Genomic DNA, 14,916 nt, shown 5'->3' on the forward strand with positions numbered 1-14,916 from the left:
TCTTCACCGTCACGGGCCGCCGCGCAGCTGCCACCAGGCCGGCAGCAGATTGACGACCTCCGGCCGCCGGTAGCGGTCATCCAGCAGCCACAGCCAGCCGCGGTCGTCGGGTGTGCGCAGCACCCGGCCGGCCGCCTGGGTGACACGCTGCATGGCCGGCACCAGATCGGCATGGGCGCCACCGGCGCCGAACAGCGCGGCCAGCCGGGCCTGGATGGCGTCCTGCGCGGGTGACACCGGCGGCAGGCCCAGCGTGGCGATGAAGGCCCCGATCAGCAGCGGCCCGGGCAGATCCACGCCTTCGGCAAACACGCCACCCAGCACGGCAAAGCCGATGCCCCGGCCCTGCGGCTGGAAGCGCGCCAGGAACTCGCTGCGCGCGCCGCTGTGCATGCGGCGCGCCTGCCGCCACTGCGGGATGTCCGGCCGCAGTCTGGCCAGTTGCGTCGCGGCCTGGTCCAGGTAGTCAAAGCTGCTGAAGAACGCCAGGTAGTTGCCCGGGTGCTGGTCGAACTGGCGGGCGACCACGGTCAGCAGCGCCTGCAGCGAGCGGGCGCGGTGCGCGTAACGGGTCGACAGGCCGTCGGCCACACGCACCGTCAGGTGCTCGGCAGGGAAGGGCGGCGGCACGTCCAGCCAGGCGGTGTCGGCCGGCAGGCCCAGCAGCTGCATGGCATGGGCCGGCGGCGCCAGCGTGGCCGAGAACAGCGTGGTGCTGTGCAGCGCCTCGAAGCGCCGGCGCAGAAAGCAGGCCGGCGCCACGTTGCGCACGCCCAGCACGGCATCGGCGGCCACCGGCGTCGGGGTCTGGACCTCGAACAGCGCATGGTCGTTCAGGGCCTCCACCAACCACTGGAAGCGCTGCAGCGCGAAGTGGAAGTCCAGCAGCGTGCCCACGCTCAGCGGGTGCTGGTGGAAGTGCTCCGACAGGGCGCCCGCTGCCGTCTGCAGGGCCTGCACGAAGGCGTCGGGCGGGGCATCCAGCACCGCATGGGGCGGGTCGGCCGCAGCGACGACGTCGTCGCTGGCTTGCGCCAGCCGGTCCAGTGCGCCGCGCACCGTGGCCGGCGCGGTGTCGGCCGCGCCGCGGATGTCGCCCAGCCGCAGGTCGGCGCTGTACATCTGCCGCACCCGGTCGACCAGGTTGTGCGCCTCGTCCACCAGCACCGCCAGCCGCCAGTCCAGCGCCTGGTTCAGCCCCCACAGCAGGCCGTGGCTGTCGAACAGGTGGTTCACGTCGCCCACCAGCACGTCGGCCCAGCGCACCAGCTCCTGACCCAGGTAGTAGGGGCAGATGCCGTGGCGCAGTGCGGTTTGGCGCTGGCCGGCCGCATCCAGCCAGCCCTGGTCCACGGCCTCCTGGCGGGCGGCGGGCAGGCGGTCGTAGAAGCCGCGGGCCAGCGGACAGGCGTCCCCGTGGCAGGCCTTGTCGGGGTGCACGCAGCCCTCGTCCTTGGGCACCAGGGTCAGCACCCGCAGCGCCGTGCGGGTGGTGCCGGCGCGCAGGCTGTCCAGCGCGTCCAGCGCGGCCAGGCGACCGGTGCCCTTGCAGGTGAGGTAGGCCAGCTTGTCGATGCCGTGCACCGGCATCGCCCGCAGCAGCGGGAACAGCGTGCCGATGGTCTTGCCGATGCCGGTGGGCGCCTGGGCCAGCAGGCAGCCGCCGCGCGCCGCCGTCCGGTAGACCGCTTCGGCCAGCACCCGCTGGCCGGGACGGAAGGCCGGTTGCGGAAACGCCAGCGCCTGCAGCGCCCCGTCACGCGCGCTGCGGTGGCCGGCTTCCTGCTGCGCCCAGGCCAGGAAGGCGTCGCAGCGCTGCGCCAGCAGGGCGTCCAGTTCTTCGGCACCGCAGACCTGGCGCAGTTCCACCTCGGACTGGCTGGCCACGTCGAAGTACACCAGGGCCAGCGCCAGCTCCGGCAGGCCCCGGGCGCGGCAGAACAGCGCGCCGTAGGTCTGCAGCTGCGCCCAGTGCAGCAGCCGGCGGTTGGCGGGAATCGTGTCCGGGTGGCCGCGGATGGTCTTGATCTCTTCCAGGCAGCGGCGGCGCGGGTCATGGCCGTCGGCCCGGCCACGCACCCGCAGCGGGCCGCAGGTGGTCTCCAGCGCGATCTCGGTCTCGTAGTCGGGGCCGCGGCGCAGCGCCACGGTGGATTGGCCCATCAGGCCCTCCAGCGCGGTGGCCGACGGCGTGAAGCGCCGGTCCAGATCGCCACGCTTGGCGGTGAACTCGCACAGCGCGCGGACGGAGACGGTGTAGGTCCAGGCGGCTGGCGTCTGGTCGGGCGCTGGATCCGGCGGCATGGCGCGATTGTCAGGACACCGGTGAACAACGGGCGCCGGCCCTGGCGCCCGGCCAGATCGGCCCCCCCGGTTGGGGATCCAGGCCGGGCGGGGATTGCCCTAGGATGGTCTCGTGCGCCTCACCCACCTCTTCTGGCCCCCTGATCGCAAGCTGTTCCGCCGGCATTCGCGCTGGCGCGGCGCGTTGCCGGCCATCGCCGCCATGCTGGTGGCGGTGCTGGCCGTGGCCGTGGGGCATGTCAGCTGGCGCTGACGGCCGCCACCTGGTCATCGCCGAACAGCTGGAACACCAGGCCGCGCAGCCACTGGTGCATCGGTGACCGGTGCACCTTGGCGTGCCAGAACACATTGATCGCCACATCGGGCAGATCCACCGGATGCGGCAGGTGGCGCAGCCCGAAGGGCGCTGCCAAGCGGTCGGCCAGGCGTTCGGTGACCGTAGCCACCAGGTCGGTGTGCTGCAGGATGTGACCCACGCTGACGAAGTGCGGCACGGTCAGGCGCATGTGGCGCTGCACGCCGGCGCGGCGGATCAGCGCATCCACCTGGCCATGCCCGGTGCCCGCCGACACGATGACCAGGTGCTCGGCCGCCTGGAAATCGGCCAGCGACAGGCGCTGGCGGTCCAGCGCATGGCCCTGCCGGAACAGGCAGACATAGCGCTGGCGGAACAGGCACCGCTGGAAGAACCCGGCCTTCAGCTGCGGCAGCGGCCCGATGGCCAGGTCGACCTTGCCGGCCTCCATGTCCTCGCGCAGGGTGCTGGTGGTGGTGCGCACGGTCGTCAGCGTGGCGCCCGGCGCCACCTGCCGCAGATGCGCCAGCAGCGCAGGCAGGAAGATGATCTCGCCGATGTCGGTCATGCCGATGGTGATCGACCGCTGCACGCTGGCCGGATCGAAGCGGCTGTGCTGGTTCAGGCCGCCGTGGATCAGCGCCAGCGCCTCGCCGATCGGCCCGGCCAGCTGCTCGGCGAACGGGGTGGGCTGCATGCCCTGGGGCGTGCGCACGAACAGGTCGTCACCGAACTGGCGGCGCAGCCTGGCCAGGGTGTTGCTGACCGCCGGCTGGGTGATCCCCAGGTTCTCGGCCACCCGGGACACCCGCCGCTCGACCATCAGCTGCTGGAACAGCACCAGCTGGTTGAGGTCGATGTCCGACAGCTCCATGGGGCCTCCATCACCAGCGGTGATACATCACATTCACGAGATTCTATTTTCCGAATGGGCTGAACCGGGAATGATCCGCCGGGCCGGCGGCAGCACCGCTGCCGGCCCCGACGATGCCGACGCCTCGACCATCCGAGGCCCCCAGGAGACAGCCCATGCACGCCGCCAACCCAGCGCCCGAGGCCCAGCGCCAGCGCGCCGACTACTACGGCCGCATCGGCACCCGGCACATGACGCCGCTGTGGGAGGTGCTGGGCGCCCTGGTGCCGCCGCAGCCGCGCTCCCCTGCCCAGGCCCACCTGTGGCGCTATGCCGAGCTGCGTGAGCAGGTGATGGAGGCCGGCCGGCTGATCACCGCCGAGGAGGCCGAGCGCCGGGTGCTGATCCTGGAGAACCCGGCGCTGCGCGGCCAGTCCTGCATCACCCCGTCGCTGTATGCCGGGCTGCAGCTGATCATGCCGGGCGAGGTGGCGCCGGCGCACCGCCACACCCAGACGGCCCTGCGCCTGGTGCTGGATGGCGCCGGTGCCTACACGGCCGTGGACGGCGAGCGCACCACCATGCGCCGTGGCGACTTCATCATCACGCCTGCCTGGACCTGGCACGACCACGGCAACCTGGGCAGCGAGCCGGTGGTGTGGCTGGACGGGCTGGACATCCCGATCGTGCGCTTCCTGGACGCCGGCTTTGCCGAGCGCAGCACCCAGCAGAGCCAGCAGCCGCTGCGCCCGGAAGGCGACGCGCTGGCCCGCTACGGCGCCAACATGCTGCCGCTGGATGAGCAGCCGCGGCCGGCCGATCCGGCCAAGCTGTTCATCTACCCGTTCGACCGCACCAAGGCGTCCCTGGTGGCCATCTCGCAGGGCACGCCCGACGCACACCACGGCTTCAAGCTGCGCTACGTGAACCCGGCCACCGGTGCCTCGCCGATGCCGACGATGGGTGCCTTTGCCCAGCGGCTGCCGGCCGGCTTCGAGACACAGCCGGTGCGGGCCACCGACGGCACGGTGCATGTGTGCCTGGAAGGTGGCGGCGAGGCGCGCCTCAGCGGCCCGTTGGGCGACGTCACCTGGCGCTTCCAGGAGAACGACGTCTTCGTCGTGCCATCGTGGCATGCGCTGCAGCTGCGCGCCGATCGTGATGCGCTGCTGTTCAGCTTCTCGGACCGCCCCGTGCAGCAGGCCCTGGGCCTGTGGCGCGAAGAGCGGCTCTGACCCTCCGGAGACAGGCCATGGCCACGACAACCACCATCTTCCCCGACCAGCCGGTGTGGGAGGGCGACGGCACCCACCGCATTCCGTTCCGCGCCTACACCAGCGACGCCATCTACCGGCAGGAACTGGAGCGCTTCTTCTACAAGGCCCACTGGTGCTACGTCGGCCTGGAGGCCGAGGTGCCGAACCCCGGCGACTTCAAGCGCACGGTGATCGGCGAGCGCTCGGTGATCCTGGCGCGCGATGCCGACGGCCAGCTCAACGTGGTGGAGAACGTCTGTGCCCACCGCGGCATGCGCTTCTGCCGCGAACGGCATGGCAACCGCAAGGAGTTCGTCTGCCCCTACCACCAGTGGAACTACACCCTGAAGGGCGACCTGCAGGGCGTGCCGTTCCGCCGCGGCGTGAAGCAGGACGGCCAGGTGCATGGCGGCATGCCGGCCGACTTCAAGACGGCCGACCATGGCCTGACCAAGCTGAAGGTGGCCACCCGCGGCGGCGTGGTGTTCGCGTCCTTCGACCCCGATGTCGAGCCCTTCGAGGACTTCCTGGGCCCGACCATCCTGGGCTACTTCGACCGGCTGTTCAACGGCCGCCAGCTGAAGATCCTGGGCTACAACCGCCAGCGCATCCCCGGCAACTGGAAGCTGATGCAGGAGAACATCAAGGACCCGTACCACCCGGGCCTGCTGCACACCTGGTTCGTCACCTTCGGGCTCTGGCGGGCCGACAACAAGAGCATGCTGCGCATGGACGACAAGCACCGCCACGCGGCCATGATCTCCACCCGCGGCACTGGCGGCCAGGGCGGCCAGGTGACCCAGGTGTCCAGCTTCAAGGAAGGCATGCAGCTGCAGGACCCGAGTTTCCTGGACATCGTGCCCGAGCCCTGGTGGGGCGGTCCCACCGCTGTCATGACGACCATCTTCCCCAGCGTGATCCTGCAGCAGCAGGTCAACAGCGTGTCGACGCGCCACATCCAGCCCAACGGCACCGGCAGTTTCGACTTCGTCTGGACGCACTTCGGCTTCGACGACGACAGCGACGAGATGACCCACCGCCGCCTGACCCAGGCCAACCTGTTCGGCCCGGCCGGCTTCGTGTCGGCCGACGACGGCGAGGTGATCGAGTTCAGCCAGCAGGCCTTCGAGAGCAAGCCCTTCCACCGCGCCGTGGCCGAACTGGGCGGGCGCGAGGTGGGCGACACCGAGCACATGGTGACCGAGACGCTGATCCGCGGCATGTACGCCTACTGGCGCAACGTGATGGAGGCCTGAGCGGTGGGCACCATGACCTTCGACGACTGGCTGGCGCTGAACCAGCTGTATGCCGACTACGCCAGCGCGGTCGATTCCAACCGCTGGGACCTCTGGCCCGAGTTCTTCACCGACGACTGCGTCTACCGGCTGCAGCCGCGCGAGAACCATGAGCGCGGCTTCCCGCTGGCCACGCTGGCGTTCACCAGCAAGGGCATGCTGAAGGACCGTGCCTACGGCATCCAGGAAACCCTGTTCCACGACCCGTACTACCAGCGGCATGTCGTCGGCGCACCGGTGGTGCGTGAGGCCGCGGACGGCCGCTGGCGCTGCGAGGCCAACTATGCGGTGTTCCGCACCAAGCTGTCGGAGGTGTCCACCGTGTTCAACGTCGGCCGCTACCTCGACACCGTGGTGCGCACGCCGGCCGGCCTGAAGTTCGCGGTCCGCGAGTGCATCTACGACTCCGAGATGATCCCCAACTCCATCATCTACCCGATCTGAGGCCGCCATGGACAACACCACCTGGGTCGACGCGCTGTCGGCCACCGAGCTGCCGGCCGACGATGTCACGGGCGTCATCGTGGCCGGGCGCGACATCGCGGTCTACACCGTCGGCGATGCGGTCTATGCCACCGACAACCTCTGCACCCACGGCCACGCCCGCCTGTGCGACGGCTTCCTGGACGGCCATGAGATCGAATGCCCGCTGCACCAGGGCAAGTTCGACGTGCGCGACGGCCGACCGGCCTGTGACCCGGTGACCGAGGCGGTGCGCAGCTACCCGGTGAAGATCGAGGGTGGCCGGGTCTTCGTGGCGCTGGACTGACCACCCGTTGTTGACATAATCCATATCGTCGCGGTTGCGTGGATGCTGCAGCGTCCGGCAGGCGCTGCAGCATCAGCGCGTCTGCGACGGCCCGGTGGCGGCAGGTGCCAGGCCCAGGGGCTGCAGGCGGTCCAGCAGCCGGGGCAGCTGGCGGCGTGCGCTCGCTTCGCCGGTGCTGCGGGCCTCGCGGAAGTAGCCGGGCCAGGGCGATGCCTGCCAGCCCAGCCCCGCGTCGATCACGAAGTCCGCCTGGGCGGCCTCCGGTGCGATGCGTGCCAGCCGTTGGCCGATGCGCGCGCGCTGCGACGGCGAGGCATCCGCCGGCGCCGTCTCCAGCCGCGGCGTCACATCCACCGCGATCACGAACTGCGCGCCGGCCTGGCGGGCGGCCCGCACGGCCAGCGGCAGGGATTCATCGCCGTCCTCGTACTCGGTGCCCTGGATGCCGACCGGCGACAGCACGCCCGGCACCGCGCTGGACGCCCGCACCGCCACGCCGGCGTTGCCGCTGGTGAAGAACACCGGCGCCTTGTCGGTGCGGCGCGTGGCGCCGATCACCACGCGCCGCGGCAGCTGTTCGATGCGGCGCTGCCCCAGCCCGGTGTTCACGTAGTCCTGCAGGCGCTGGCCGTGGATCCAGCCGCGGTCGGCCAACGGCGAGAGGTCGAAGAGCGTCAGCGGGCCGCCGTCCCGGGACAGCGCATCGATCTCCGCGGCCGATCGGCCGTCGGCCCAGAACACGCCCAGCAGCGACCCGACGCTGGTGCCGACCACCAGATCGATTGTGACCCCGGCTTCTTCCAGCACGCGCAGCACGCCGATGTGGGCATAACCGCGCGGCCCGCCGCTGCTCAACACCAGGGCCACCCGCGGCGGCGGCACCAGGGGCTGCAGCGTGGTCTGGGCCACCGGGCTGTCGGGCCCGGTGTGGTTGAAGGCAGTGCAGCCGGCCAGGGCCAGGCTGGCCAGCAGAGGCAGGGCGCGCCTTGTCAGGCCGGGCGTCAGCAGGGTCATCGGTTTCACTCCACAGCGGCCACCTGCAACACGGCAGTCTCATGTTGACAGCGTCAACCATTGTTCCTGCAGCCGTAGACACTGTCAACTTTCGATGTCTGCCGAACGCTGTTCCGGCGCATCACATCCCTGGGAGTGCTTGGATGGACGTTCTTCGCCCTGCCCCCACCACCGGCCGCCAGTGGACTCGACATCCCGGTGGCCACGTGAGCGACGGCCGCAGCCGAGCCGCGCAACGCGACGGGCCGTGGGCCGTGGTCTTCATGAGCTCGCTGCTGGGCATCGACGTGGTGGCGCAGGTCACGATGCGCGCGCTGGGGCCAGGTGCAGGTGATCGCGCAAGTGATGAAGGGCATGCCCGCCCACCGGGCGGGCACCAAGGGCCCGCTGCGGCCCTGAGCTGCCGCGGCGCAGGCGCCGGGAGCCACGGAACGCCTGTGGTAGCTTCACCCGCGCCCGCCACCGCGATCCGAGCCCCATGCCCTCGAAGAAGACTGCCGCCACGCCGCCGCTCGAACTGCGCGACGCCTGCATCGTCGCGGCCCAGCAGGTCATCGCCGAGCGCGGCATCGAACACCTGAGCCTGCGCGAGGTGGCGCGCAGGCTCGGGGTCTCGCACCAGGCGCCGTACAGGCACTACCCCAGCCGCGACCATCTGCTCTCCGAGGTGATGCGGCGCTGCTTCCAGCGGTTTGCGCAGCATCTGGACAGCCGCGCCCGCTTCGACGATCCGGTGCAGGACCTGGAATCGCTGGGGCAGCAGTACCTGGCCTATGCCCAGCAGCATCCGCTGGAATACCGGCTGATGTTCAGCACCACCTGGCCCGAGGCCGCCGGATCACCGGCGCTGGTGCGCGATGCCACCCACGCCTTCGACGTGCTGCGCAGCGTGCTGCGGCGCCTGCATGGCGACACCGCCAGGGCGCGCGAGGCGGTGGAGCTCGATGCGCTGTACATCTGGTCGACCATGCACGGCCTGGCCGGGGTGATGAACGGGCCCTGCATCGGCCAGCTCGATCTCCGGGCCAAGGTGCTGAAACAGGCCGTGCCCCACGCGATGGACCGCCTGCGCACCGGCCTGGGCCAGCCGCCTGGCGGCTGACCAGGCAGGCGGGACGGCAGGCGGCGCTGGTGCAGAGACGACCATTGGAACGGGAGCCGACGCGATGAACAGACTGCGGCCTGGCGCCTGGCTGGGCGCCGCGCTGACGGCCATCACCCTGCACGCCACCGCCCAGGCCCCGGGCCTGAAGCTGCATGTGCCCTCGCCCGACTGGCGCGACCAGGTCATCTACTTCGTGCTGACCGACCGCTTCGACGACGGCAACCCGCGCAACAACGACCAGGGTCTGGGCGAGTACGACCCGCGCCAGAGCCACACCTACAGCGGCGGCGATCTCGCGGGCCTGCAGCGCCGATTGGACTATGTGCAGGCCCTGGGCGCCACCGCGCTGTGGCTGACGCCGCCGGTGCTGAACCAGTGGCACGACGCCACGCACGGCTTCTACGGCTACCACGGCTACTGGGCCAGCCACTTCAAGCGCATGGACCCGCACGTGGGCACGCTGGCCGAGTACCAGCGCCTGTCGGACGCCCTGCACCGGCGCGGCATGTACCTGGTGCAGGACGTGGTGGTCAACCACACCGGCAACTTCTTCAGCCACGGCCCGGGCTGGCGCGCCGACGATCCCGCCGCCGACTACCGGCCCAACACCGGTTCCCGGCCGCAGCGCCGGCCGCTGCAGCCGCCCTTCCACCTGAACGACCCGCGTCGCGCCGCCGACCGCGCGGCCGGCATCTACCACTGGACGCCGGAGATCCGCGACGTCACCGTGCGCCGCGAGGAGCTCGACTTCCAGACCTCGGGGCTGGACGACCTGAACACCGAGAACCCGCGGGTGCGCCGTGCGCTGCGCGACAGCTTCGGCTGGTGGATCCGCTCGGTGGGTGTCGACGCCTTCCGCATCGACACGGCCTACCACGTGCCGCCCGAGTTCTTCGAGGACTTCCTGTACGCCGACGACCGCCAGGCGCCCGGCATGGCCCGGGTGGCCGAGCGCACCGGCCGGCGCGACTTCCTGGCCTTCGGCGAGGGCTTCGGCATCGATGCGCCTGGCCAGACCCGCTACACCCGCAAGCTGGAGAGCTACATCCGCGGCGACGACGGCCGCGCCCGCCTGGGCGGCATGCTGAACTTTCCGCTGTATGCCGGGCTGGTGGATGTGTTCGCGCGTGGCCGGCCCGCCACCGACCTGCAGCGCCGGGTGCAGGACATGGTGGCCGCCGATGCCCGCGGCATCGATCCGCGGCGCCTGCCCACCTTCATCGACAACCACGACGTCGACCGCTGGCTGGCCGTCAGCGGCGAGGCGGCGATGAAGCAGGCGTTGCTGGCGATGATGACGCTGCCCGGCATCCCGGTGCTGTACTACGGCACCGAGCAGGGCCTGGTGGCGCAGCGCGCGTCGATGTTCGCCGCCGGCTGGGGCTCGGGCGGCCGCGACCGCTTCGACACCGCATCACCGCTGTTCCGCTACACCCAGTCGGTGGTGGCGCTGCGCCAGGCCAACCGCGGCTTCTCGCGCGCACTGCCGCAGGTGCTGCAGGCCAGCGGCGCCGGCCCCGGCGTGCTGGCCTGGCGCACCGCGCATGACGGGCAGGTGCGGCTGGTGGTGTTCAACACCGCCGACACGCCGCGCTTCGTCGACAACCTGCCGGTGGGCCCGGCACAGGCGCGGCTGCGCCGGCTGTTCGACATCCACGGCGATGCGCCCGCCACACTGGCGGCCGATGCCGGCGGCCAGGTGCACCTGCGGCTGCCGGCGCGCAGCGGCACGGTCTGGGCGGTGGAGCCGGCCACCGACGGCCCGGCTGTGTCCGCGGAAGAAGCACCCCGGCTCGACCCGCTGCCGGCCGAGCCGATGACTGGCGACTTCAGCCTCACCGGGCAGGCGCGCCCGGGCACCGAACTGGCCCTGATCGTCGATGGCGACGAGTCCCGGGCGCAGCGCGTGCACGCCGGCGCCGACGGCCGCTTCACCGCACGCATCGACACCCGGCGCATGAGCGATCCCGCGTTGGCGCACCGCGTGGTGCTGCGCACGCTGGACGGCAGCCGCGTCAGCAATGCGCTGAGCTTCCGGATGGCGCTGCCCTGGCAGACCCTGGCCGACGTGCCGCAGCCTCTGCAGGCCGGCGGCGGGCCCACGGGAAGCTACCGCTATCCCACCCACGAGAGCTTCACGCAGCAGATGGACCTGCGCCGCACCCGGGTGCTGGCCGCCGGCGGCGCCCTGCGCATCGAACTGGACATGGCCGATCTCACCAGCGTCTGGGCGCCGGCCAACGGCTTCGACCATGTGGCCTTCTCCATCTTCGTCGAGCTGCCGGGCCGCGCGGGCGGCGCACGCGTGATGCCCGGCCAGAACGCCGAGCTGCCCGACGGCATGCACTGGCACCTGCGGCTGCGGTCGCACGGCTGGAGCAACGCGCTGTTCGGCCCCGAGGGCGCCAGCGCCACGGCCGACGGCCGCAGCATCACGCCGGCCGCCGCCATCCACACCGATGCCGCCCAGCGGCGGGTGGTCTTCACCCTGCCCAGCGAGGCACTGGGCGACCCGGCCAGCTTCAGCGGCGCACGGGTGTTCGTCACCACCTGGGACTGGGACGGCACCTGGCGCCCGCTGGCCCCGGAGGCCGGCAGCTTCACCATGGGCGGCGGCATGGCCGACGGTCCCAAGGTCTGGAGCGCCAGCCCGGTCATCCGCCTGCCCTGACACCGCCCGCCTCAGGCACCGGCGCGCTTGCGGGCCTCCAGCGCATACGGGATGCCACCGTCCTTCAACGCCGCATTGAAGGCCGACAGCGCGGCGGCGTCCGCCTGCAGCCCGCCCACCAGCAGGGCCAGCATCTCGGCGGGCGACGACTCCAGGCCGGCCAGGGCGTCACGCAGCCGCACATCGATGCGCGACACCTCGAACGGCTGCAGCACCAGCGGGCCACCCGGTTCCGGCGGCAGCGACACCACGGCCGCACCGCTGGCCAGCGGCAGCGTGGCCTGCAGCTGGCTGGTGATGGTGTTGGCCGCGGAGAAGAAGGTGGCGCGGCTCTGCGGCGTCAGCAGCACCTTCACCGGCGCGGCCGCCTGCGGCACGGTGAACAGCGAGAACGGCGGCCCGGGCGGGAACACCGCCGGCAGCTTGATCACCACATGGCCGCGCACCTCGAAGTTGGGCACCAGCAGCGGCGTCGGGTCGAAGGCATTGCCGAACACGCTGGGCAGCACCGCCACCAGCGCCGTGCCCTTGGGCGGCACCAGGATGCTGCCGCGGCTGGGCCGGAACACCGTGGCGCTGACGCCGCCGTTGAGCACGCCCGACTGGTTGTCGGTGCCCGGCGGCGTGTCGACGAAATAGATGCAGTTGCCCGCCAGGCTGCGCTCGGGCCGCGTCGGGTCGGCCGGCGAGACCACGAACTCCAGCGCGTAGCGGTAAGGCTGGTCCTCGAGGTTGGTGATCTCGAGAAAGTAGCCCTGCACCACCCGGTCCACGTTCACCCCAGCCGCGGGGCCTGGCGCCTGCGGCTTGAAGATCAGCTCGAAGTGAGAAACGATCATGGCAGCTCCCTGTTGCGCCGCGGGCCCCGGCCTGCTGGTTGCAGGCCACCCTGGGCCGGGCTGCCGCCATCGTGGGCGCCGGTGCGCGGCGCGGCATCCGCCAGGCAAGGGACCGCAGGCGGCCGGCAGGGCCTGCCATGCCCCCGGTTGATGACGGCCGGCGCCGCTACAGTCGGCCACCGTTGCCACCCACCCCGCACGCCATGCCCGACACCGCCCAGCCGATCTCCGCACGCGCCCTGGCGGCCCTGCTGCAGCAGGGCGCGCTGGCGCCCGATGCGCTGGCCCGCCAGACCCTGGCCGCGATCGCCGCGGCCGAGCCGGCGCTGCAGGCCTTCACCTGCGTGCTGGACGCCGACACCGCCGCCGCCCAGGCGCGCCAGCTGCAAGGCCCGCTGGCCGGCCTGCCGGTGGCGGTGAAGGACATCTTCGACACCCGCGATCTGCCCACCGCCTACGGCAGCCCGGCCATCTACCCGCCGCGCCCGGCCGGCAGCGATGCGGCCCTGGTGGCGCTGCTGCGCCGCGCCGGCGCGCTGGTGATCGGCAAGAGCAGCACCACCGAGTTCGCCTACCTGCACCCCACGGCCACCACCAACCCGCGCGCGCCGGGGCGCACGCCGGGCGGCTCGTCCTCGGGGTCGGCCGCGGCGGTGGCCGCGGGCCTGGTGCCGCTGGCCGTGGGCACGCAGACCGGCGGTTCGGTGGTGCGGCCGGCGGCCTACTGCGGCGTGGTCGGCTACAAGCCCACCGCCGGCTGGCTGCCCACCGGCGGGCTGAAGTGCTTCTCCTGGTCGCTGGACACGGTGGGCCTGTTCAGCCGCGACGTGGCCGACATGGCCTGGTTCGCCGAGGCGCTGACCGGCCGCGCGCTGGCACGGCCGGCCGCGCCATCGGCCGACCGGCTGGTGGTCGGCGTGCCGACCGACTTCCCATGGGAGGGCCTGTCGGCCAATGCCAGCGCCGCCATCGCGCACGGCTGCCGCGCGCTGGCCGCCGCCGGGATCGAGGTGCGCCCCTGCACCCTGCCGGCCTGGGCCGCCACCGGCTTCGACGACCATGCCGTGGTGCAGGGCCACGAGGCCTGGCGCTGCCTGGACTGGGAGTTCGACTACCATGCCGCGCAGCTGTCACCGGTGCTGCGCGACTACCTGGCCAGCACCCGCCGCATCACGCCAGCAGCCTACGAGGCGGCGCAGCTGCGCACCTTGCAGGCCCGCGCCGACGCCCAGGCCTGGCTGGCCGGCGTCGACGCCCTGCTCACGCCCAGCGCACCCGACGAGCCGCCGCCCGGCCTGGGCAGCACCGGCCACTCCAGCTTCAACCGCCTATGGACCCTGCTGGGCCTGCCCTGCATCAACGTGCCCGGCGCCGTGGGCGACCACGGTGCGCCGATGGGCCTGCAGCTGATCGCCGCGGCGGGCGCCGATGCCCGGCTGCTGCAGGTGGCACAGCGGCTGGAGCAGGCACTGGCCGCCGCCGCCGGGCCGGCACCGTCAAGCCTCTGAGGCCTGCGGCACCCGCGCCGCGCGTGGCGGCAGCGCCGCCGCCACATGGTCGACAAAGGCCCGCACCCGCGCCGCCAGCTGGTGGCGCTGCGGGTAGACGGCATAGACATCGGCATCGGGCGTGCGGCACTGCGGCAGCACCTGCACCAGCCGGCCGCTGGCCAGGTGGTGGGCGATGTCCCATTCGGCGCGCATCAGGATGCCGTGGCCGTCCAGCGCCCAGTGCACCGCGATCTCGCCGTCGTTGGTGCTCAGGTTGCCGCGGGTCTTGATGGCATCGGTGGTGGCGGCCTTGCCGCGGCCGCTGGTCAGCCGCCACAGACCGTAGGCCTCCTCGCCCTGGCGGATGCCGATGCAGGGGTGGCGCACCAGATCATGCGGCACCCGCGGCGTGCCGTGGCGCGCCAGGTAGGCCGGCGCGGCGCACAGCAGGCGGCGGTTGGGCGCGATGTGCCGGGCGATCACCCGCGCCTCCGGCGGCGCGCCGAAGCGGATGCAGACATCGAAACTGTCGTCGGTCAGCGGCGGCGGGTTGACCGACAGCTGCAGCTGCACCTCCAGCTGCGGGTGCCGGCGTGCGAAGTCGGAGATCAGCGGCGCCACATGGCTGCGGCCGAAGCCCAGCGTGGCATTCACCCGCAGCAGGCCGGTGGGCATGCCGCGCGAAGCGCCCAGCAGCTGCTCCAGGTCGTCGATCTCGCCGAGGATGCGGCGCGCATGCGCCAGGTACAGCTCACCCTCGGGCGTGAGGCCCATGCGCCGGGTGGTGCGCACGACCAGCGGCACGCCGAGGCGCCGCTCCATCAGCGCCAGGTGCTTGCTGACCGCCGGCGTGGTGATGCCCAGCTCGCGCGCGGCCGCGCCCAGGCTGCCGGCGCCGGCCAGCACCGAGAAGAACCGCAGGTCACCCGGCTGGACGCCACTGCCCATCGCCAATGCACCGCCCATTGATTGTGAACTTCAGGTGAACAATGCCTGAACTTTAGCCCCGACCCTGTGCCCGGTCC

At 72.0% G+C, this 14,916-nt stretch carries 13 protein-coding genes; 8 read left to right on the forward strand and 5 right to left on the reverse strand.

Annotated features, from left to right (window positions below):
* Positions 1 to 9: 9 nt before the first annotated feature.
* Positions 10 to 2,304, reverse strand: coding sequence for an ATP-dependent DNA helicase (locus tag FFT10_RS10675; protein ID WP_137732805.1), 2,295 nt, complete (start codon positions 2,302 to 2,304; stop codon positions 10 to 12).
* 112 nt (positions 2,305 to 2,416) lie between these two features.
* Here FFT10_RS10675 and FFT10_RS27645 point away from each other — a divergent pair, with 112 nt between their 5' ends.
* A complete protein-coding gene (locus FFT10_RS27645; RefSeq protein ID WP_154694082.1) occupies positions 2,417 to 2,557 on the forward strand; it encodes a hypothetical protein in 141 nt (46 codons plus the stop codon).
* Here the strand turns inward: FFT10_RS27645 and FFT10_RS10680 are convergent.
* Complete coding sequence (locus FFT10_RS10680) at positions 2,544 to 3,473, reverse strand: LysR family transcriptional regulator (protein ID WP_137732806.1); 930 nt, start codon at positions 3,471 to 3,473, stop codon at positions 2,544 to 2,546. The two genes, FFT10_RS27645 and FFT10_RS10680, sit on opposite strands and share 14 nt — an antisense overlap.
* Before the next feature lie 155 nt (positions 3,474 to 3,628).
* Between FFT10_RS10680 and gtdA the strand changes: the two genes are divergently transcribed.
* From gtdA to FFT10_RS10700, 4 genes are read left to right on the forward strand one after another with little or no spacing between them, the layout of a single operon-like run.
* Complete coding sequence (gene gtdA / locus FFT10_RS10685; RefSeq protein ID WP_137732807.1) at positions 3,629 to 4,687, forward strand: gentisate 1,2-dioxygenase; 1,059 nt, start codon at positions 3,629 to 3,631, stop codon at positions 4,685 to 4,687.
* Between the two features lie 17 nt (positions 4,688 to 4,704).
* The gene (locus FFT10_RS10690; RefSeq protein ID WP_137732808.1) at positions 4,705 to 5,964 is read left to right on the forward strand and encodes an aromatic ring-hydroxylating dioxygenase subunit alpha; all 1,260 of its coding nucleotides are present in this window, start codon (positions 4,705 to 4,707) and stop codon (positions 5,962 to 5,964) included.
* 12 nt (positions 5,965 to 5,976) lie between these two features.
* Positions 5,977 to 6,447 (forward strand): aromatic-ring-hydroxylating dioxygenase subunit beta, encoded by a 471-nt coding sequence (locus FFT10_RS10695; RefSeq protein WP_137732809.1) that lies wholly within the window; start codon positions 5,977 to 5,979, stop codon positions 6,445 to 6,447.
* Between the two features lie 7 nt (positions 6,448 to 6,454).
* Positions 6,455 to 6,772 (forward strand): non-heme iron oxygenase ferredoxin subunit, encoded by a 318-nt coding sequence (locus FFT10_RS10700; RefSeq protein ID WP_137732810.1) that lies wholly within the window; start codon positions 6,455 to 6,457, stop codon positions 6,770 to 6,772.
* A gap of 72 nt (positions 6,773 to 6,844) precedes the next feature.
* On the opposite strand, the gene FFT10_RS10705 is transcribed toward FFT10_RS10700, so the two are convergent.
* Positions 6,845 to 7,786 (reverse strand): patatin-like phospholipase family protein, encoded by a 942-nt coding sequence (locus tag FFT10_RS10705; RefSeq protein ID WP_137732811.1) that lies wholly within the window; start codon positions 7,784 to 7,786, stop codon positions 6,845 to 6,847.
* A 478-nt stretch (positions 7,787 to 8,264) separates the two neighbouring features.
* Between FFT10_RS10705 and FFT10_RS10710 the strand changes: the two genes are divergently transcribed.
* Together FFT10_RS10710 and FFT10_RS10715 are read left to right on the forward strand one after the other, a co-directional pair.
* Complete coding sequence (locus tag FFT10_RS10710) at positions 8,265 to 8,888, forward strand: TetR/AcrR family transcriptional regulator (protein ID WP_137732812.1); 624 nt, start codon at positions 8,265 to 8,267, stop codon at positions 8,886 to 8,888.
* 64 nt (positions 8,889 to 8,952) lie between these two features.
* A complete protein-coding gene (locus tag FFT10_RS10715; protein WP_137732813.1) occupies positions 8,953 to 11,562 on the forward strand; it encodes an alpha-amylase family glycosyl hydrolase in 2,610 nt (869 codons plus the stop codon).
* An 11-nt stretch (positions 11,563 to 11,573) separates the two neighbouring features.
* On the opposite strand, the gene FFT10_RS10720 is transcribed toward FFT10_RS10715, so the two are convergent.
* Entirely contained in the window at positions 11,574 to 12,401 is an 828-nt protein-coding gene (locus FFT10_RS10720) for a hypothetical protein (RefSeq protein WP_137732814.1), read from the reverse strand.
* 203 nt (positions 12,402 to 12,604) lie between these two features.
* On the opposite strand from FFT10_RS10720, the gene FFT10_RS10725 reads away from it, so the two are divergent.
* The gene (locus tag FFT10_RS10725) at positions 12,605 to 13,909 is read left to right on the forward strand and encodes an amidase (protein ID WP_137732815.1); all 1,305 of its coding nucleotides are present in this window, start codon (positions 12,605 to 12,607) and stop codon (positions 13,907 to 13,909) included.
* On the opposite strand, the gene FFT10_RS10730 is transcribed toward FFT10_RS10725, so the two are convergent.
* A complete protein-coding gene (locus FFT10_RS10730) occupies positions 13,898 to 14,839 on the reverse strand; it encodes a LysR family transcriptional regulator (RefSeq protein WP_137732816.1) in 942 nt (313 codons plus the stop codon). The two genes, FFT10_RS10725 and FFT10_RS10730, sit on opposite strands and share 12 nt — an antisense overlap.
* Between the last annotated feature and the right edge of the window lie 77 nt (positions 14,840 to 14,916).

Origin of the sequence: Pseudaquabacterium pictum, assembly GCF_005403045.1 — a bacterium.
Classification (GTDB): Bacteria; Pseudomonadota; Gammaproteobacteria; order Burkholderiales; family Burkholderiaceae_C; genus Pseudaquabacterium; species Pseudaquabacterium pictum.